At 68.9% G+C, this 18,161-nt stretch carries 17 protein-coding genes; 6 read left to right on the forward strand and 11 right to left on the reverse strand.

Annotation, left to right across the window (positions count from 1 at the left end; translation table 11 throughout):
- Positions 1-188 precede the first annotated feature (188 nt).
- Positions 189-1,544: an SGNH/GDSL hydrolase family protein gene (locus PQB87_RS16895; protein ID WP_489242407.1), complete on the forward strand. Its 1,356-nt coding sequence runs from the start codon at positions 189-191 to the stop codon at positions 1,542-1,544.
- A 19-nt stretch (positions 1,545-1,563) separates the two neighbouring features.
- Here PQB87_RS16895 and PQB87_RS16900 read toward each other — a convergent pair whose 3' ends face one another.
- Positions 1,564-3,414 carry a M24 family metallopeptidase gene (locus PQB87_RS16900; protein WP_489242408.1) on the reverse strand — a complete coding sequence of 617 codons (1,851 nt, stop codon included), beginning with the start codon at positions 3,412-3,414 and terminating at the stop codon, positions 1,564-1,566.
- A gap of 453 nt (positions 3,415-3,867) precedes the next feature.
- Here PQB87_RS16900 and PQB87_RS16905 point away from each other — a divergent pair, with 453 nt between their 5' ends.
- Complete coding sequence (locus PQB87_RS16905) at positions 3,868-4,653, forward strand: helix-turn-helix domain-containing protein (protein WP_174415847.1); 786 nt, start codon at positions 3,868-3,870, stop codon at positions 4,651-4,653.
- Positions 4,654-4,704: 51 nt separating this feature from the next.
- Here the strand turns inward: PQB87_RS16905 and PQB87_RS16910 are convergent, their stop codons facing one another.
- From PQB87_RS16910 to PQB87_RS16925, 4 genes are all read right to left on the reverse strand, one after another.
- Complete coding sequence (locus PQB87_RS16910) at positions 4,705-5,946, reverse strand: multifunctional CCA addition/repair protein (protein WP_059483924.1); 1,242 nt, start codon at positions 5,944-5,946, stop codon at positions 4,705-4,707.
- Positions 5,943-6,590, reverse strand: a complete 648-nt coding sequence (locus tag PQB87_RS16915; RefSeq protein ID WP_059688310.1) for a glutathione S-transferase family protein — start codon at positions 6,588-6,590, stop codon at positions 5,943-5,945. Before PQB87_RS16915 ends, PQB87_RS16910 begins: the two co-directional genes overlap by 4 nt.
- Positions 6,591-6,653: 63 nt before the next feature.
- Positions 6,654-7,613, reverse strand: a complete 960-nt coding sequence (locus PQB87_RS16920) for a complex I NDUFA9 subunit family protein (RefSeq protein ID WP_059496543.1) — start codon at positions 7,611-7,613, stop codon at positions 6,654-6,656.
- A gap of 57 nt (positions 7,614-7,670) precedes the next feature.
- Complete coding sequence (locus PQB87_RS16925) at positions 7,671-9,623, reverse strand: lytic transglycosylase domain-containing protein (RefSeq protein WP_489242409.1); 1,953 nt, start codon at positions 9,621-9,623, stop codon at positions 7,671-7,673.
- 8 nt (positions 9,624-9,631) lie between these two features.
- On the opposite strand from PQB87_RS16925, the gene PQB87_RS16930 reads away from it, so the two are divergent.
- Positions 9,632-10,237 (forward strand): 5-formyltetrahydrofolate cyclo-ligase, encoded by a 606-nt coding sequence (locus PQB87_RS16930; protein WP_059688312.1) that lies wholly within the window; start codon positions 9,632-9,634, stop codon positions 10,235-10,237.
- A 99-nt stretch (positions 10,238-10,336) separates the two neighbouring features.
- Here the strand turns inward: PQB87_RS16930 and PQB87_RS16935 are convergent, their stop codons facing one another.
- A complete protein-coding gene (locus PQB87_RS16935; RefSeq protein WP_027788908.1) occupies positions 10,337-10,849 on the reverse strand; it encodes a winged helix DNA-binding protein in 513 nt (170 codons plus the stop codon).
- A gap of 148 nt (positions 10,850-10,997) precedes the next feature.
- Between PQB87_RS16935 and pxpB the strand changes: the two genes are divergently transcribed.
- The 3 genes from pxpB (at position 10,998) to pxpA (ending at position 13,553) form a co-directional block, all read left to right on the forward strand.
- Positions 10,998-11,654: a 5-oxoprolinase subunit PxpB gene (pxpB, locus tag PQB87_RS16940; RefSeq protein WP_059688313.1), complete on the forward strand. Its 657-nt coding sequence runs from the start codon at positions 10,998-11,000 to the stop codon at positions 11,652-11,654.
- Complete coding sequence (locus tag PQB87_RS16945) at positions 11,651-12,718, forward strand: 5-oxoprolinase subunit C family protein (protein ID WP_059688314.1); 1,068 nt, start codon at positions 11,651-11,653, stop codon at positions 12,716-12,718. The genes pxpB and PQB87_RS16945 overlap by 4 nt, the downstream gene beginning before the upstream one ends.
- 70 nt (positions 12,719-12,788) lie before the next feature.
- Complete coding sequence (pxpA, locus tag PQB87_RS16950) at positions 12,789-13,553, forward strand: 5-oxoprolinase subunit PxpA (RefSeq protein ID WP_027788905.1); 765 nt, start codon at positions 12,789-12,791, stop codon at positions 13,551-13,553.
- A gap of 184 nt (positions 13,554-13,737) precedes the next feature.
- Here pxpA and PQB87_RS16955 read toward each other — a convergent pair whose 3' ends face one another.
- The 5 genes from PQB87_RS16955 to PQB87_RS16975 form a co-directional block, all read right to left on the reverse strand.
- Complete coding sequence (locus tag PQB87_RS16955) at positions 13,738-13,992, reverse strand: hypothetical protein (RefSeq protein WP_124469190.1); 255 nt, start codon at positions 13,990-13,992, stop codon at positions 13,738-13,740.
- Between the two features lie 99 nt (positions 13,993-14,091).
- The gene (locus tag PQB87_RS16960) at positions 14,092-15,237 is read right to left on the reverse strand and encodes a TraB/GumN family protein (RefSeq protein WP_021163771.1); all 1,146 of its coding nucleotides are present in this window, start codon (positions 15,235-15,237) and stop codon (positions 14,092-14,094) included.
- On the reverse strand, positions 15,230-16,246 hold the full coding sequence (locus PQB87_RS16965; RefSeq protein WP_021163770.1) for a peptide ABC transporter ATP-binding protein: 1,017 nt from the start codon (positions 16,244-16,246) through the stop codon (positions 15,230-15,232). The genes PQB87_RS16960 and PQB87_RS16965 overlap by 8 nt, the downstream gene beginning before the upstream one ends.
- Positions 16,243-17,241 carry an ABC transporter ATP-binding protein gene (locus PQB87_RS16970; RefSeq protein WP_021163769.1) on the reverse strand — a complete coding sequence of 333 codons (999 nt, stop codon included), beginning with the start codon at positions 17,239-17,241 and terminating at the stop codon, positions 16,243-16,245. Before PQB87_RS16970 ends, PQB87_RS16965 begins: the two co-directional genes overlap by 4 nt.
- 1 nt (position 17,242) lies before the next feature.
- Positions 17,243-18,160 carry an ABC transporter permease subunit gene (locus PQB87_RS16975; protein ID WP_021163768.1) on the reverse strand — a complete coding sequence of 306 codons (918 nt, stop codon included), beginning with the start codon at positions 18,158-18,160 and terminating at the stop codon, positions 17,243-17,245.
- Position 18,161 lies beyond the last annotated feature (1 nt).

Below are 18,161 nucleotides of genomic sequence, written 5' to 3' on the forward strand. Positions count from 1 at the left end.
CGGCAGCGGCGCCGCTGCCTTCCCTGCCGCACCTCGCAGCATCTCGTAGTACCTCGCAGCACCTCGCCGCCATTCGCGGCCTCCCGCGTTTCGACAGACCGGGCTCGAACCCGGCACTCACGGTCCCTTCCGATACACGGCTGCGCAACCGCGCCGCCGTCCCGTCACAACAATCAGAAGAGGGCCGCATGCCATATTTCCGCATTCCGTTTTCGTACCGCACCGCCGCCGTTTCCGCCGCCGCGACGCTGGGCACCGCGTTGACGCTTTCCGCCGCGCAGGCCGCCGGCGCCGCGCCGCTGCCCGTGCCGACGGGCGACATGTCGCTGTCGCCGGCCGGCCCCGACATCGTGCCGCCGGCCGCCCCGGGCACGCCCGGCGCGACGCCGCGCACGTCGCGCCGCGGGTCCGACACCTACACGTACCTGCGCTGCTGGTACCGGATCGACGCGGATCCGTTGAAGCCGGCCGCGACCTACGAATGGGCGCGCGACCCCGCCGGCGGCGACTGGTATCGCGTGTCCGGCTACTGGTGGGCGGACGGCATCACGCAGTGGAAGAACATGTTCTACAGCACGACGACGCAGGACACGCTCGCCGACGTGTGCCGCAAGACGCTGGCCGCGAAAGGCATCGGGTCCGACCTCGTGCAGGCGGTCGCGGCAAACAACGCGCTGTCGTTCAACTACACGGTATGGACCCTCGACGCCGCGCAACAGGACGCACGCGTCAACAAGCTGATCGTGTTCGGCGACAGCCTGTCCGACACGCAGAACATGTTCAACGCGAGCCAGTGGAAGCTGCCGAACGGCACGAGCTGGCAGGCGGGGCGCTTCAGCAACGGCCCGGTGTGGGCCGAATATCTCGCGAACGCGCTGCGGCTGCCGTTCTACAACTGGGCGATCGGCGGCGCGGCGACCGACCAGTACCTCGTCGTGCCGGGCCTCGTGCAGCAGATCGACTCGTGGCGCGAATACATGGATCGCGCGCCGGACTACCGGCCCGCCAACACGCTGTTCGCGGTGTTCGCGGGCGGCAACGACCTGGTGAACTACGGACGCTCGCCCGAGCAGGCGGCGAATGCGGTGCGCGACAGCCTCGAGCGGCTCGCCGCGGCCGGCGCGACGCGGATCATGCTCGTCACGCTGCCGGACGTGTCGCGCGCACCGGTGTTCGCGACGCGCACCGACACGGCGAGCGTCGCCGCGCAGGTGAAGGACTACAACCGGCGCCTCGCCGACGCGGCCGCCGCGCTGCGCGCCCGTTACGGCGCGACGCTGCGGCTCGAGGTGTTCGACGCGTACGCGCTGTTCGACGACCTGCTGAGCCATCCGGCCCAATACGGCTTCGACGACGCGAAGCGCGCATGCCTCGACATCCCGAAACCGTCGTCGCTCACCTACCTGAGCGCGCAGACGCCGCGTGCGGACTGCCGCGACCCGGCGCGCTTCGTGTTCTGGGACACGCTGCACCCGACGACACGCACGCACGCGTGGCTCGCCGAGCGGATCGCGCCGTTCGCGCGGGCGCGCCTGCTGAACTGACCGGCGCGGGCGGCGGTGCCTACAGCAGCGGACACGCGGTGACCTGCGTGCCGCGCTCGACGCACAGCCGCTCGTAGTCGCGCAGGTATGCGCGCTCGTCGTCGTCCAGCAGGTCGAGATCGATCAGGTCCCAGTCGTAGCCGACCGTCACGATGTTCTCGAACGTCACGGTATCCGGCTGCGCGTCGTCCTGACGGATGATCACGATGTTCTCGATCCGCACGCCGCCCTTGCCCGGCAGGTAGATGCCCGGCTCGACCGAAATCACCGCATTCGGCACGAGCCCGTACTGCGCGCCCGGCGCGAACCGCACGCCGCCCTCGTGCACGTGAATCCCGACGCCGTGCCCGGTGCCGTGGCCGAAATCGTGGCCGTGATCGCGGCACACCTGCCGCACGAGCGCATCGACGTCGCCGCCCTTTGCCGTGCTCGGGAAGCGCGTGACGAGCCCCTTGATGCAGGCCTTCAGCGCAACCGTGTAGATCTCGCGCTGCCACGGCTGCGCGACCGTATCCGGGTGCGTCCGGCGCAGCACCACGCGCGTGCAGTCCGTCGCGAAGCCGGCTTCGTAATACGCGCCGCTGTCGAGCAGCACGAGTTCGCCTTCCGTCAGCTCGACGTCGGCGCTCGCCGCCGTGTAATGCGCGAACGCGCTGTTCGCGCCGTTCGCGGCGATCGACGGAAACGTCAGCGCAACCGCGGAGCGCGCGGCGTATGCATCGTTGATCGCGCGCGCCAGGTCGTATTCGGTATGGCGCACGCCCGGCTCGCCCGTCTTCGCCCAGCGCATCGTCTCGGCGATCGCCGCGGAACTGCGCGCAAACGCGTCGCGGAACCGGTCGAGCACCGCCGGCGTCTTGCCGGCCCGCATCGCCTCGACCGGGTTGAAGTCGGTATGCCGCGCCTGCGGCCACACCCGCTTCACCGCGTCGACGAGCGCGCAGTTCACCGATTCGAAGCCGTAGCACACATGCTCGACCGCGAACGGCGCGAGAAAGCGCTCGAGCGCCGCGACATCGCGCCGGATCACGTGCAGCGCCGGATACGACTCGAGCGTGACCTCGCAGCGGTCGCAGCCTTCCGGCAGGAACAACGCCACCTGCCCGCCCACCGCGAACAGGAAGCCGAGGTGCGACGACGCATTCGGGATGTGATAACCGCGGCTGTTCAGCAGATACGCGAGGTCGTCCGATGCGCAGGTGAAGAAGGCGGTCCTGCCGTCCGGCGCGCCGGTATGCGCGGCGAGCTTGCGGTTCAGCGCGTCGAGGTTCTGCGCGACGCTCAGGCCGGTCATCGCTTCCGGCACCTCGAAGATCGGCCGCTCGACGACCCAGCCCGGCAACGCGATCGCGCGATCGATCTCGCGCTCGGCGAGACTCGTCCAGTCGAGCGACGCGGCCTGCGTCCGCTCGAACAGGCGATCGCGCTGCGCGACGCTGATCCGCCGCGCGTCGTAGCCGACCCGTGCGAGCCGGCTCCCGTGCGCGACCAGCCAGTCGGCCATCGCCTGCCAGATCGTCACGTTCATCCCGAGCTTCTCGATGCGCACGCGTGCCGGATCGCACTGCTGCTCGGCCTGCAGGTGATAACGACCGTCGACGAACAGCACGAACGGCGGCACGCCGAGCGCCTGCGCGGTCGCCGCGCTCAGGAAGATCCCGCAGCCGGCCGAACCGTCGAAGCCCGACAGCGCATAACGCGGGTTGTTGCTGCGCGGCAGGTACTCGGTCACGTATTCGTCCTGCGACGTGACCAGTACCGCGTCGAGCCGCGCGGCGTCGAGCAGGCGCGACAGGCCCGCCTGCGTGTCGACGACGGACGCGTCGTACGGGGGAAGGCCGGAGAAGCTGTATTTCAGTCGATCGATCATCGGAAGCCCGTTATGCATTGTTGTCGGCGGCCGGCGGTGACGCGGCGGGGTGCAGGCCCAAAGCAGGCCCAAAGCAGGCTTGAAGCAGGCCTGACGCGGCCCGGCGCCGCTGCACGGTCGACGCTCGACCCGGCGCGGCACGGCGCCGGGCCGCCGTACCGTCCCGGCGGCAGGCCTTAAAAAAATTTTCGTCTCACTTAACTTTTTTTGATGCGCGCGACAGAATCTAGAGCACGCTGAAATTGAGGTCAAGCTGAAATTTTCGTAGGGCTAAAATCGGCATGACGCTTGCGGATCCCTGCACAACGGGCGTTCGTCCGGCGGTACCGCGCGGTACAATGCGCCGGCATCGCCGCCCCGACGGCCGTGCTTCGTGCGGTGCGCGGAATTCCCTGTCCGGCGACTGCACCGCCCGTCCGCCCGCCTCCCGATTCGTTGCCGCGAAAGAGATTCATGGATTCAGACATCATGCGTATCGGCCAGCGCATTCGCCGCCTGCGCCGGGAAGCGAAGAAGACGCTGCTGGAAGTCGCGACCGAAGCGAAACTGTCGGTCGGGTTCCTGTCCCAGGTCGAGCGCCATCTCACGGGCATCTCGCTGTCGTCGCTCGTCAACGTCGCGAAGGCGCTCGACGTGCCGCTCGGCGCGCTGATCGAGCAGCCGCGCCAGGCGCAGCCCGATTCGCACGCGGGCAGCCGCAAGGCGTACGCGCTCGACGCCACGTCGCAATGGTACGAACGCCTGTCCACCACGTTCGACGGCAGCCAGATCAACGCGCTCAAGGTGCGGATGATGGAAGGCTACCGCTCGGAATGGGTGGCGCACGGCGGCGACGAATTCGTGTACGTGCTGGCCGGCCGGATCTGCTTCACGGTCGGCAAGAAGCATTACCCGCTGTCGCCCGGCGACTCGCTGCACTTCGACGCGCGCAAGCGGCATCGGGTCGCCAACGTGGGCGACGGGCCGGCCGAGGTGATCGCGGTCGGCACGCTGCCGCTGTTCGACGACCGTCGCGCCGGATTCGTGTCCGCGACGATGGACACCACGAAACCGGCCCCCGTCGTGCGCGCCACGGCGGGCGAACCGCGCACGAGCCGCCGCGCGCCGGCGCCCAAACGGGCGGATCGCGATCGTGCCGCCGGCACCGTGAAAAAAGACCAGAAGGCGGCAGCCAAGCCGCGCGCGGCCGCCGGCAAACGCGTGGCGGCCGCCAAGCCGGCACGCAAGAAGAAGCCGTAACGGCTTTGCAGGCGCGCGACGCGCGCCCTTCCTGCCGCCCTTCCTGCCGCCCTATTCGCCGATCTCGAGCGCCTGCGCGACAGCCTCGATCCGCGCGCGATGCACGGCCTCCCGGATCTTCTCCGTGTCGTTGCCGATGCCGCGCGCGATCGCGCCGGCATCGACGCTGCGCGCGGCCGCGAGCGCGACGCGCAGCCGCTCGGCCTGCGGATACGGCTGCGTATCGAGCCCGAGCCGCCCGCGCGCATCCGATTCACACGCCTGCAGCATCTCGGCGAAACGCGCCGGCTTGCGCAGCGCGTCGCTGCGCTCGAACAGCCGCACCAGCGCGGCCGCGCCCATCTCCATCACGCGATGCAGGTTGCCGTGCTCGCGCGCGACCACGAGCGCGAGATCGCGGCATTCGTTCGGCACGCGCAGCCGTTCGCACAACGGCTTGAGCAGGTCGACGCTGCGTCCCTCGTGGCCGATATGGCGCGGCAGCACGTCGGCAGGCGTCGTCGCCTTGCCGAGATCGTGCGTGAGCGCCGCGAAGCGCACCGGTAGCGAATAACCCTGCTTCGCCGCATAGTCGACGACCATCATCACGTGCACGCCGGTGTCGACCTCCGGGTGGTAGTCGGCGCGCTGCGGCACGCCCCACAGCGCATCGACTTCGGGCAGGATGCGCGCGAGCGCGCCGCACTCGCGCAGCACCGCGAACATCCGCGACGGTTTCACCTCCATGAGCCCGCGCGCGATTTCCTGCCAGACGCGTTCGGGCACGAGCGCGTCGACCTCGCCCGCGTCGACCATCCGCCGCATCAGCGCGAGCGTTTCGTCCGCGACCGTGAAATCCGCGAACCGCGCGGCAAAGCGCGCGATGCGCAGGATCCGCACCGGATCCTCGACGAACGCATCGCTCACATGGCGGAACACGCGCGCGCGCAGGTCGGCCTGCCCGTCGAACGGGTCGATCACGGGCCCGACCAGCTCGCCCTCCGGGCTCACTTCGCGCGCCATCGCGTTGATCGTCAGGTCGCGCCGCGCGAGATCCTCGTCGAGCGTCACGTCCGGCGCGTAATGAAACTGGAAGCCGTGATAACCGGCCGCCGTCTTGCGCTCGGTGCGTGCGAGCGCGTACTCCTCCTGCGTCCGCGGATGCAGGAAGACCGGGAAATCCTTGCCCACCGGCCGGAAACCCTGCGCGGCCATCTGCTCGGGGGTCGCGCCCACCACCACGTAGTCGCGGTCCTGCACGGGCACGCCGAGCAATTCGTCGCGGATCGCACCGCCTACTGCGTAGATGTTCATGGCTGCGGCTCGAATTCGGCGATCACGTTCGTTTCACGGCGCGCGGCGTCGATCCAGCGCTGGACGGCCGGCAGCGCCGTCACGCGGGCCGCATAACCGGCCGCTTCCGGCGACAGGCCCGGCGCGTACGTGTTGAAGCGCATCACGACGGGCGCGTACATCGCATCGGCAATCCCGAATTCGCCGAACAGGAACGGCCCGCCCGACGCCTCGAGGCACGCGCTCCACAACGCGTCGATGCGCGCGACGTCGGCGAGCGCATCGGGCGTCGCGCCGCGCCCCGGCATCGACGCGCGCACGTTCATGCCCATCTGCGTGCGCAGCGCCGCGAAGCCCGCATGCATCTCGGCCGCGACGCAGCGCGCATGCGCGCGCTCGAGCGGATCGGCCGGCCACATCGGAAACTGCGGATAGCGTTCGGCGAGCGTCTCGGCAATCGCGAGCGAATCCCAGATCGCGACGCCGTGGTCGTCGATCAGGCACGGCACCTTGCCGGACGGCGAATACTCGAGGATGCGTGCGGCCGTGTCGTCGTGGCGCAGCTCGATCGCGATCTCGTCGAACGGGATGCCGAAATGCGCGAGCAGCAGCCACGGACGCATCGACCACGACGAGTAGTTCTTGTCTCCAATGACGAGTTTCATGACGGTGTTCCGGAAAACGAGAAGGTGAAAAGGACGAAGCTGAACGACGACCCCCGGGCCGGCCTAGCGGCGCGAGCGGAACCAGTCGAACCGGGACCGCTGCGCGGCCTGGCCGAGATACGCGGGCGCGATGCTTTCGAGACTCGCGGGCGAGATCCCGAGCTCCGGCGCGAGCGGCCCCGACAGCACGTTCGGCACCGACATCGTCGCGAGATTGTCGCGCGTGAGCACGGGCTCGCCGGGCAGGCATTCGAACACGCTCGCCTGCAGCCGCGCGAGCGCGTCGGGCAGCCGCACGATGCGTGCCTGCCGGCCGACCAGCGTGCCGCAATAGCGCACCAGCTGCTCGAGCGTGTAGACGGTCGGGCCGCCGAGTTCGTAGGTCTTGCCGTGCGCGGCCGCGAGATCGAGCGTGTTGACGAACGCACGCACGACATCGCCGACGAACACGGGCTGGAAGCGCGCGTCGGGCATCGCGAGCGGCAGCACGGGCACCGTGCGCTGCAGGTTCGCGAACGTGTTGAGGAACGCATCGCCGGGGCCGAACACGACCGACGGGCGGAAGATCGTCAGCGCGAGCGAATCGGTCGCCGCGATCGCATGCAGCGCGGCCTCGCCGTCGCCCTTCGAGCGCTGGTACATGCTCGCGCCATGCGAATCGGCGCCGAGCGCGCTCATGTGCAGCACGCGCTGCACGCCCACCTCGGTGCAGGCGGTCGCGAGCGCGGCCGGCAGCGTGACGTGCGCGCGCTCGAAGCCGGGCCCGTAGGGCGTACCGCGGCCGCCGTGCAGCACGCCGACGAGGTTGATCGCCGCGTGCGCACCGGCGACGAAGCGCGCGAGCGTGCGCGTGTCGAGCGCTTCGAGCTCGACGATTTCGACCGGCAGCATCTGCAGGTGGCGCGCGTGGTCGCGCCGGCGCGTGCCGATCCGTACCTGCTTGCCGGCTTCGATCAGCGCATTGACGAGCCGGCTGCCGATGAAGCCGGTGCCGCCCAGCAGCGCGACGGTCTGGCGATCCATGATGTGGGCCTCAAAAGAACACTGCCGCGTCTCGCGCGGCAGTGTGAAGATTGCGGATCAGGGCGAGATCATGCCCAGACGTTTCTTCAGCGACTGTGGTTTGCCCTCGAAGAGCGCCGCGTAATAGACGGTGTTCGACAGCACGTTCTTCACGTAGTCGCGCGTCTCGTTGAACGGAATCGTTTCTGCGAAGATCGCGCCTTCGACCGGCTGCGTCAACACCTGGCGCCACTGGCGCGGCCGGCCCGGGCCCGCGTTGTAGCCGGCCGTGGCGAGCACCGGCGAGCTGTCGAAGTTGTTGTAGATGTCAGCCAGATACCAGGTGCCGAGCTGGATGTTGGTATCGATGTCGTGCATCTGCGTGCGCGAGATCGTGCCGAGGCCGAGCTTCTTCGCGACCATCTGCGCGGTGGCCGGCATCAGCTGCATCAGGCCGCCCGCGCCCACCGACGAACGCGCGCTCGTGATGAAGCGCGACTCCTGGCGGATCAGCCCGTACGCCCATTCGGTGTCGAGGCCCGTCGACTGCGCGTAGCGCTCGACGATGTTGCGGTACGGCGACGGGTAGCGCAGCGTGAAATCGTGCTCGGCTTTCGTGCGGTCGGCCGTGTTGACCGTGCGGTCGAGCAGGTCGACGCGCTTGCCGTACTCGGCGGCCGCGAGCAGCTGGCGATCGGTCATCCCGCGCAGCGGCCAGTTCCATTCGCGGTTGCCCTCGAGGCGCAGGTTCAGCGCGTAGAAACGCTGCGCGAGCGCGAAGCCCGGAATCTTGCCCATCGCGTCGATCTCGGCGTCGCTCACCTTCGTGCGCGGCGGGATCGTCGTGCGCTGGCCAAGCTCTTCACCGGCGAGCTGCCCGTAGAAGTTGTACTGCCCGGCGACCTGCTCGAATTCCTGGTTCGCCTGCAGCGTGTCGCCGCTCTGCTTGAGCGCGCGCGCATGCCAGTAGATCCACGCCGGATCGTCGCGCAGCGACGGCGGCATCTGCTCGATCGACCAGCGCACCATCGGCCAGTTGCCGGCGAGCAGCGCGGCGCGCGTGCGCCATTCGTAGCCCGGGTTCGACAGCGGCGCATTCGCGGATTTCGCGTACCAGACCGACGCGAGCGGCGAGCGCTTGATCGCGCCCTGGTAGCCGATCGCGCCCCACGCGATCGCCTGCTCCTGTTTGGTCAGCGAAGGCGCGACCGTCGTGAGCATGCCGGCGGCCGCGTCCGGATCGTTGCGCGCCATGCGGCCGAGCGCGATCAGCGCGAGCTGGTGCGACGCCGCGTCGGGGCCGACGCCGCGCGCGAGGTACAGCGGCGGCGCGCTCGTCGCCTGGTCGAAGCCGACCGGACGCGCGCCGAGCGCGTCGACGATCTTGCCGCCGAGCGTCGTGTAGTTCTGCTCGTACGCGAGGCGCGCCTGCTGCCACACGTCGTCGCTCGTGAACTGCTGGTTGACCGTGAGCGCGGTGATCAGGTCGACGCATGCGTCGCCGTAATTCTTCGGCTCGACGAGCAGCGCGCGTGCCGCATCGGCGACGTTCTCGCCGCGCGCCGCGCGCGATTCGAGCGCATAACACTTGACCTGCGTGTCGTCGTCGAGCACGAAGCGCTTGTATTGATCGTCGAAGTTGCGCCAGTCGTGGCGCGCACCGAGCACGAGCAGGTAGTCGTTGCGCAGGCGGTCGGCGATCGCCTGGCCATCGTAGCGCTGCAGGAACGACTGCACGGGCGCGTCCGGCGCATCCACGCGCGCGCGGCCCGTCGAATCGAACAACTGCGGCTTGATCTGGAAATACTCGACGTAGGACGGTACCGGATAGTTCGGAATCATCGACGCGAGCTGCGCGGCTTTCGCGGCGTCGTTGCGGCGCGCGGCTTCACGAAGCTGCACGAAGGTCTGGTCGTCCCCGGAGACCGTATCGTCGTTCGGTGCGGCGCACGCGGCCGTGCCAGCGACGAGCGCGGTGGCCGAAAGCGTCAGCGCGACCGCGCGATATACTCGGAAAAGGCTGTTCGACATCGTTTTGAATGGAGCACGAAGTGAGCGAAAGCATAGCACGCAACCCTGTGCCGAACCCGAAGGTTGCGCTACGCAAAACGCTGTCCGGCGCGCGTCGCGACGCCGCGTCGCAACCCGCCGCGAACGCCGCGCTCGACGCGCGGCTGCGCACGCTGCTCGAACGGCTCGCGCCGCGCACGGTCGGGTTCTACTGGCCGCTGCCGGGCGAATTCGATGCGCGCGATGCGGTGCTCGCCTGGTGCGCGGCCGGTGCCGGCCGGCGCGCCGCGCTGCCCGTGATCGGCGAGCGGCACACGCCGCTCGAGTTCCACGCATGGGACACGCACACGCCGATGCGCGAAGGCCATCACCGGATTCCGGAACCGGCGTCGGGAATCGTCGTCGTGCCCGACCTGTTGCTGATTCCCTGTGTGGGATTCGATCCGCAGCGCTACCGGCTCGGCTACGGCGGCGGCTATTACGACCGCACGCTCGCCGCGTGGCCGGGCAGCCAGCCGCCCGTGACGGTCGGCATCGCCTATGAAGCGTGCCGCGTCGACGCACTGCCGGCCGAAGCGCACGATCTCGCGCTGCGCTGGATCGTGACCGACGGCGCGCTCTACCCGGCCGCTTGATGATGCGGCGGGCGCCGCCGCGTCCGTCGTCGCACGCCCGCCGGCGCACTGCCGCGCGCCACGGCCGGCGCCACCCCGGCCCGACCCTGCCCCAACCGTTTACAGCGACGCCGCCGCGCGCGCGGCCGTGTCGTACAGGCCCGATGCGTTGCGCAGCAACTGCGCCGCGTCGCCGATCTGCTCGTTGGTGAGCCCGCTGTCCTTCAGCGTCTCGATCAGGCAGTGCTCGCGCACCTCGCGGTACTTCAGGCACAGGTCGCGGCCCGCGTCGGTCGCGAAGAAGAACACTTCCTTGCCGTTCTTCTCGCTCTTCACATAGCCGCGGGCGATCAGTTTTTTCAGCGCATAGGTCGCGACGTGCGTATCCTCGATATTGAGCACGAAGCAGATGTCGGCGAGCTTCTTCTTGCGTTCACGGTGGCTCACGTGATGCAGCAGCGACACCTCGACCGCCGTCATGTCCTTCGCGCCGGCCGCCGACATGCAGCGCACCATCCACCGGTTGAACGCGTTGCCTGCCATGATGAGCCCGTATTCGAGCTCCGACAGCTCCGCGCTCGAATCGGAAACGAGGTGTTCGGATGACACGATCTTGGTCGCAGGACGCTTCATGTAAAGACGGAGCAAGCCGGATGACAGGGTGTGCCGAGTGTACGCCAGAAGCCCGGACATCCGGGCTAGGCGAAAACGCTTATTGGGAAGTTGTCGATATTTTATTGACAATGTGCGCTAACATTGCCGTCCGAACCGTGCCAGTCCGATGACGCAACCCCGCATTTATCCGCTCGGCGATGCCGCCCTCGTCTGCGAGGTGCCGCCGCCCGCCACGCTCGATTGCCAGCGCCGCGTCTGGGCCGTTGCCGAGGTCGCGCGCGCGTGGCCCGACGTGGTCGACGTCGTGCCCGGCATGAACAACCTGACGATCGTGTTCGACGCGCTCGCCACGACGGCCGGGGCGCTCACGCCGGCGCTGCGCGACGCATGGGAAACGGCCGACGTCGAGCATGCGGACGGTCGCGAGGTCGAAATCCCGGTCGAGTACGGCGGCACCGCCGGCCCCGACCTGGCGGCCGTCGCCGCCCATACCGGCCTGTCGGCCGACGAGGTCGTCGCGCGCCACGCAGCCGGCGCCTACGTCGTGTTCTTCGTCGGCTTCCAGCCGGGTTTCGCGTATCTCGGCGGGCTCGATGCCGCGCTGCACACGCCGCGCCGCGCGGCGCCGCGCCTCGAGGTGCCGGCTGGCTCGGTCGGCATCGGCGGCGCACAGACAGGCATCTACCCGGCCACGTCTCCCGGCGGCTGGCAACTGATCGGCCGCACGTCGCACGTGCTGTTCGATCCGGCGCGGCCGCAGCCGACGCTGCTGCTGCCCGGCGACCGCGTGCGCTTCACCATTGCGGGAGTCGACGCACGATGACCCAGAGCAACGCACCGGGCACCATCGAGGTGGTGCGGGCCGGCCCGCTGTCCACCGTGCAGGATCTCGGCCGCCGCGGCACGCGCCATCTCGGCGTCGCGCAGGGCGGCGCGCTCGACAGCCTCGCGCTCGAGGTCGGCAACCGGCTGGTCGGCAACCGTCCCGACGCGGCGGCCGTCGAAATCACGATCGGCCCGGCCGCCTTCCGCTTCACGCGCGCGACCCGCATCGCGATCACCGGCACCGAGTTCGGCGCCACGCTCGACGGCCGGCGCGTATATTCGTGGTGGAGCCTGCCGGTCGAGGCCGGGCAGACGCTCGTGCTGCCGGCCGCGAAACGCGGGATGCGCGGCTACCTGTGCATCGCCGGCGGCATCGACGTGCTGCCGATGCTCGGCTCGCGCAGCACCGATCTCGCGTCACGCTTCGGCGGCCTCGGCGGCCGCGCGCTGCGCGACGGCGATCGCCTCCCGGTCGGCGTGCTTCCGGCCGGAATGGGCTGCCTCGCCGCCGATGCGCCCGAATTCGGGGTAAAGGCGCCGGCGTGGTGCGCGTTCGCGCGCGTCGACGAGCCGCCGCGCCGCCACCGCCCCGCGCATGCGCCGTGGGCGATGCCCGTGCGCGTGCTGCCGGGCCCCGACTACGCGTCGTTCGCCGCCGATGCGCAGCAGGCGTTCTGGGACGAGGAATGGCTCGTCACGGCGAACAGCAACCGCATGGGTTATCGGCTTGCGGGCGTCGAACTCGTGCGCGAGCGGCCGGCCGAGCTGCTGTCGCATGCGGTGCTGCCCGGCACGATCCAGGTGCCGCCGAACGGCCAGCCGATCGTGCTGATGCACGACGCGCAGACCACCGGCGGCTACCCGAAGATCGGCACGGTGATCCGTGCGGACCTGTGGAAACTCGCGCAGGCGCGGCTCAACCTGCCGATCCGCTTCGTGCGCACGACACCCGACGCCGCGCGCGCCGCCCTGGCCGCAGAACGTGCCTATCTGCGGCAGATCGACGTGGCGATCGACCTGCGCGAGGAAGCGCGCCGCCGCGCCCAGTCGCGCGCGGCGTGACAATGGCGGTAGCAGTACCGAAGGCAGTAGCAGCAAGAACGGGCCACGCAATCAGTGGACGAGGAACACCATGGAAATCGATCTGAATGCCGATCTCGGCGAAGGCTGCGGTTCGGACGAGGCGCTGCTCGACCTCGTCACGTCCGCGAACATCGCATGCGGGTGGCATGCGGGCGGCGCGAACGCGATGCGCGACTGCGTGCGCTGGGCCGTGCAGAAAGGCGTGGCGATCGGCGCGCATCCGAGCTTTCACGATCCGGAGAATTTCGGCCGCAAGGAAATGCAGCTGCCGGCCGGCGACATCTACGCGGGCGTGCTGTACCAGCTCGGCGCGCTGTCGGCGATCGCGCAGGCCGAGGGCGGGCGCATCGCGCACGTGAAACCGCACGGCGCGCTGTACAACCAGGCCGCACGCGACCCGATGATCGCCGATGCGGTGGTGTCCGCGATCCGCGATTTCGATCCGTCGCTCGCGGTCTTCGGGCTCGCGAACAGCGTGTTCGTCGCGGCCGCGCGGCACGCGGGGCTCGCCGCGGTGGAGGAAGTGTTCGCCGATCGCGGCTACCGCGCGGACGGCTCGCTCGTGCCGCGCAACCAGCCCGGCGCGCTGATCGACGACGAAGACACGATGATCGCGCGTACGCTGGACATGGTGCGCAGCCGTCAGGTGCGTGCGATCGGCGGCGAGTGGGTGATGCTCAATGCGCAGACCGTCTGCCTGCACGGCGACGGGCCGCATGCGCTGGTATTCGCGAAACGGATTCGCGCCGCGCTCGAGGCGGTGGGTGTCGACGTCGTCGCGCCCGGCATGCTGCAGGCCGACGAACGCACATGACCCGGCCGGCTGCCTGATCCGTCGCACAAAAGAAAAAAGCGCCCTCGTGGCGCTTTTCCGTTGGCGCAATCGCTGCGGCTTCGCCGTCTGTCGATTCGCCCCCCGAAACCGTCTTTCGACGGTGACCGGAAAAATCTTCCGGATTAAAAAACGTCCGCCGCCGCCCGATCACTGCATTCCCCGGTCAGACGACGGAACGTTGCTTATCTGCAAGTCGGCCTGCATGCATGTTTTGTCCGACGATGATTGGCCCCGCCGTGCATGCAGACACTCCGCGGCCGGCACGTGCTTCACGTGCCGGCAACGCTAACCCCGCGCTTATTTCTGCTACCCCGTAGAACTTATCTATTCTTTTCATTTTTTCAACTTGTGGGGTGAAGAATAGATATTGGCGGAACGGGATGTCAATCGTTTTAAACGCTATTTTCCGACGATTCAAGGGTTTTCCTTATCGATTGCCGCCCACGCGCACGCGTTTCGCCGCGGGTGCGCGAGGCCAATCAAACAGGGGAAGATCGGTGCGGGCCGTCGGGCGCGATCAGTTCGCGTCGACCCGGTATCCTTGCTGGCGCAACAATTCGAGCACGCCGCGCGGGCCGCCCAGATGCAGCGCGCCGATCGCGACGAACAGCGGCCGGTTCGGTGCGGCGATTGCCGTCATCCGTGCAACAAAGCGGCGGTTGCGCTCGTACACGATCTTGTTGTCGATCGACGCCGACAACACCTTCGAACGCGCGAGCCGTTCGCTCTTCGCGACGGCCCACGCCGAGATCGCATCGGCGTCGCCAATTCGCCACAGTCGATGCAGCGCCTTGATGTCGTCGGCGTTCTGCGCGGGCGTCTGCACCATGTCCTGCGCGAGCATCTCGCGCTGCTCGGCGAGCGTCAGCCCGGTGAACGCGCGCATCTGTTCGGCGAGCGTCTCCAGCCCGATCACGCGGCCGCCCTTCTTCTTCAGGAACACGTTCTGCAACTGCGCCTCGGTGCCGTATTCGGTCTGCAGGCCGGCTGACAGCGAATCGTAGGTCTCGACGACGAGCGCCGCGAGCCACGGCCGCATCTTGCGGATCTCGGCGAGCGCGGCCGGATTGCCGCGCAGGCGCGCCGCGAGCCGCTGCCACAGCGGCTCCGGCAGCAGGCGCTGCAGGCACGGGTAGCGGCATACGCCGTACTTCGACACGTCGTCCTGCGATTCGAGCAGGTCGTCGGGCGACAGCTCGAGCGCGAGCGTCGGCGACGCGGCGAGCGCCGCGAGAATGCGCGGCCGGAACGGCTGCGCGCTCGGGTAATCGGACGGGTCGCCCGTGTGCAGCGTGCCGAGCACGTAGAGCGTGACACGCCCCTTGGTCGCGACGTAGAACGGCATGCGCGCGGGCTGCACGCGCACCGCGCCGCTCGCGACCGTGCCGTTCGACACGGCGGGTGCGTGAAAGCCCGGCAGGCTCATGCCGGGCGGCGGGACTTGCGACGGATGGATCGGTGAAGTGGCCGGCGCGCGCCCTTCGGCGCGCGCGGATTCGACGGGAACCACGAGGCTGGCCGCCACGCACGCGCCGGCCAGCGCCGCGCCCGTGACGGTACGCACGCCCCAGCGCCGCGCGTAGCGGTACGCGCGCATCACGCGCGCGCCGCCTGCCCCCGCACGGCGCACGCCGGACGCGCGCGCCGCCATCACTTCAGGCATTCGCCTCCCCTACCTCCTCGGCCCGATGGCAGGCCACGCGCCGGCCGTCGACCTCGCGCAGCTGCGGCTCCTCCGCACGGCAGCGCTCGACCGCATACGGGCAACGCTGGTGGAACGCGCAGCCCGACGGCGGATTGAGCGGCGACGGCAGTTCGCCCTGCAGCTTGATCTGCACGCGGCGGTCTTCCTCGAAGATCGCCGGCGTCGCCGACATCAGCGCGCGCGTGTACGGATGGCGCGGCCGCGCGTAGATCGTCGCCTTGTCACCGAGCTCGGCGACACTGCCGAAGTACATCACCATCACGTCGTCCGCGACGTGCTCGACCACCGACAGGTTGTGCGAGATGAACACGTAGCTCGTCTTGAACTGCTCCTGCAGATCCATGAACAGGTTCAGGATCTGCGCCTGGATCGACACGTCGAGCGCGGACACCGGCTCGTCGGCGACGACGATGCGCGGATCGAGGATCATCGCGCGCGCGATCGCGACACGCTGGCGCTGGCCGCCCGAGAACATGTGCGGATAGCGCTTCGCGTGTTCGGGCCGCAGGCCGACCGTGCGCATGATCTGCGCGATACGCTGCGCGCGCTCGGCGGCCGTCAGGTTCGCGTTGATCTCGAGCGGCTCGGAGAGCGTCTGCTCGACGGTCTTGCGCGGGTTCAGCGACGCGAACGGGTTCTGGAACACCATCTGCACGCGGCGGCGCAGGTCGGCGACCGTCTCGCGGTTCGCGCCGGCGACGTCCTTGCCGTCGATCGTCAGGTGGCCCGCGGTGGGCGTCTCGATCATCGTGAGCTGGCGCGCGAGCGTGGATTTTCCGCAGCCCGATTCGCCGACGACGGCGAGCGTCTTGCCGCGCTTCAGCGAGAACGACACGCCGTTCAGCGCCTTCACCGTACCCTGCCCGAACATCCCGCGTTTCACCGAATAGTGTTTCGCGAGGCCGTCGGCCACCAGCACGGCTTCCTCGTCGTGCGGCGTGGCACGCGTCTGATTGACTGCATTCATCGTGCACCTCCCGTCAGGTCGAGGTTGGAAACATTGAGCGGCTTGATGCAGCGCGCACGCATCGCATCGTTGGCCGGCACCAGCGTATCGAGCGCCGGCCGCGCCTTGCGGCAATCGTCGACGACGTACTTGCAGCGCGGCGCGAACAGGCACCCGGACGGGCGATCATCGCGGCCCGGCACCATGCCCGGCAATGCGGCAAGGCGACGCGCCCCCTTATTGTGCTCGGGAATCGCGGCGAGCAGCGCTTCGGTGTACGGATGATGCGGCGCGCGGAAGATGTCGGGCACGCGATTGGTCTCGATGACCTCGCCCGCATACATCACCGCGACACGCTGCGCGACTTCCGACACCACGGCCAGGTCGTGCGAGATCAGCACGAGTGCCATCCCGCGCTCCTTCTGCAGCTTCACGAGCAGGTCCATGATCTGCGCCTGGATCGTCACGTCGAGCGCGGTGGTCGGCTCGTCGGCGATCAGCAGCTTCGGGTTGCACGCGACGGCCATCGCGATCATCACGCGCTGGTTCATCCCGCCCGACATCTGGTGCGGGAACGACGCGATGCGGTTCTTCGCATCGGGAATGCCGACCTGGTCGAGCAGTTCGAGCGCGCGCCGGTGCAGCGCGTCGCCGCGCAGCCCTTCGTGCAGCTTCAGCACTTCCTTGATCTGGTAACCGACGGTGTAGCTCGGGTTCAGGCTCGTCAGCGCATCCTGGAACACCATCGCGATGTCCTTGCCGACGATCTTGCGGCGCGCTTTCGGCGATGCCTTCAGCAGGTCGACGCCGTTGAACGTGACCTCGTCGGCCGTCACCTTGCCCGGTGCGTCGATCAGGCCCATCAGCGCCATCATCGTCACGCTCTTGCCCGAGCCCGATTCGCCGACGACGCCCACCACCTCGCCCGGCGCGATCGACAGGTTGATCCGGTCGACGGCGGGCAGGCCGTTGAAGTTCACCGCGAGATTGCGGATGGTCAGTAGGTTCTCGCTCATGTCATGCCATCCGCTTCAGTTTGGGATCGAGCGCGTCGCGCAGCCCGTCGCCGAGCAGGTTGATCGCGAGCACCGAAATCAGGATCGACAGGCCGGGCATCGTCACGATCCACCATGCGTTGTCGATGTAGTCGCGCGCGGACGCCAGCATCGCGCCCCACTCGGCGGTCGGCGGCTGCACGCCGAGGCCGAGGAAGCCGAGCGCGGCCGCGTCGAGGATCGCCGACGAGAAGCCGAGCGTCGCCTGCACGATCAGCGGCGCCGTGCAGTTCGGCAGCACCTGCGAGAACATCAGGCGCAGCGTGCCGGCACCGGCCACGCGCGACGCCGTCACGTACTCCTTCTGCAGCTCGCCGAGCGCCGACGCACGCGTGAGACGCACATAGGCCGGCAGCGCGACGATCGCGATCGCGAACATCGTGTTGGTGAGGCCCGGGCCGATGATCGCGACGACCGCGACCGCGAGCAGCAGCGACGGCAGCGCGAGCAGCACGTCCATGATGCGCATCACGGGCGTGTCGGCCCACTTCTGGAAGAACGCGGCGACGAGCCCGAGCACGATGCCGGGGATCAGCGCGAGCACGACCGACACGAAGCCGATCCAGAACGACATCCGTGCGCCGAACATCAGTCGCGACAGGATGTCGCGGCCCGCTTCGTCGGTGCCGAGGATGAATTGCCAGTTGCCGCCCGCGAGCCACGCGGGCGGAATCTTCACGTAGTCACGGTATTGCTCGACCGGGCTGTGCGGCGCGAGCAGCGGTGCGAGCAGCGCGACCAGAATCAGCACGATCACGACGATCCCGGCGCCGACGGCGCCGCGGTTGCGCGAGAAGTTGGCCCAGAACTCGCGCAGCGCGAGCGCACGGCCGCCGGCCGGCGCGGATTCGCTCGGCAAGGTGTTTTGCAGATTGCTCATG

The organism is Burkholderia sp. KL41 (assembly GCF_057005415.2).

Coding starts and splice junctions, on each gene's coding strand:
- PQB87_RS16975 (WP_021163768.1), bottom strand. CDS start 18,160: ATGAGCAATCTGCAAAACACCTTGCCGAGCGAATCCGCGCCGGCCGGC.
- PQB87_RS16900 (WP_489242408.1), bottom strand. CDS start 3,414: ATGATCGATCGACTGAAATACAGCTTCTCCGGCCTTCCCCCGTACGAC.
- PQB87_RS16930 (WP_059688312.1), top strand. CDS start 9,632: ATGGAGCACGAAGTGAGCGAAAGCATAGCACGCAACCCTGTGCCGAAC.
- PQB87_RS16895 (WP_489242407.1), top strand. CDS start 189: ATGCCATATTTCCGCATTCCGTTTTCGTACCGCACCGCCGCCGTTTCC.
- PQB87_RS16945 (WP_059688314.1), top strand. CDS start 11,651: ATGACCCAGAGCAACGCACCGGGCACCATCGAGGTGGTGCGGGCCGGC.
- PQB87_RS16920 (WP_059496543.1), bottom strand. CDS start 7,613: ATGGATCGCCAGACCGTCGCGCTGCTGGGCGGCACCGGCTTCATCGGC.
- PQB87_RS16910 (WP_059483924.1), bottom strand. CDS start 5,946: ATGAACATCTACGCAGTAGGCGGTGCGATCCGCGACGAATTGCTCGGC.
- PQB87_RS16970 (WP_021163769.1), bottom strand. CDS start 17,241: ATGAGCGAGAACCTACTGACCATCCGCAATCTCGCGGTGAACTTCAAC.
- pxpB (WP_059688313.1), top strand. CDS start 10,998: ATGACGCAACCCCGCATTTATCCGCTCGGCGATGCCGCCCTCGTCTGC.
- PQB87_RS16905 (WP_174415847.1), top strand. CDS start 3,868: ATGGATTCAGACATCATGCGTATCGGCCAGCGCATTCGCCGCCTGCGC.
- PQB87_RS16915 (WP_059688310.1), bottom strand. CDS start 6,590: ATGAAACTCGTCATTGGAGACAAGAACTACTCGTCGTGGTCGATGCGT.
- PQB87_RS16925 (WP_489242409.1), bottom strand. CDS start 9,623: ATGTCGAACAGCCTTTTCCGAGTATATCGCGCGGTCGCGCTGACGCTT.
- pxpA (WP_027788905.1), top strand. CDS start 12,789: ATGGAAATCGATCTGAATGCCGATCTCGGCGAAGGCTGCGGTTCGGAC.
- PQB87_RS16965 (WP_021163770.1), bottom strand. CDS start 16,246: ATGAATGCAGTCAATCAGACGCGTGCCACGCCGCACGACGAGGAAGCC.
- PQB87_RS16960 (WP_021163771.1), bottom strand. CDS start 15,237: ATGCCTGAAGTGATGGCGGCGCGCGCGTCCGGCGTGCGCCGTGCGGGG.
- PQB87_RS16935 (WP_027788908.1), bottom strand. CDS start 10,849: ATGAAGCGTCCTGCGACCAAGATCGTGTCATCCGAACACCTCGTTTCC.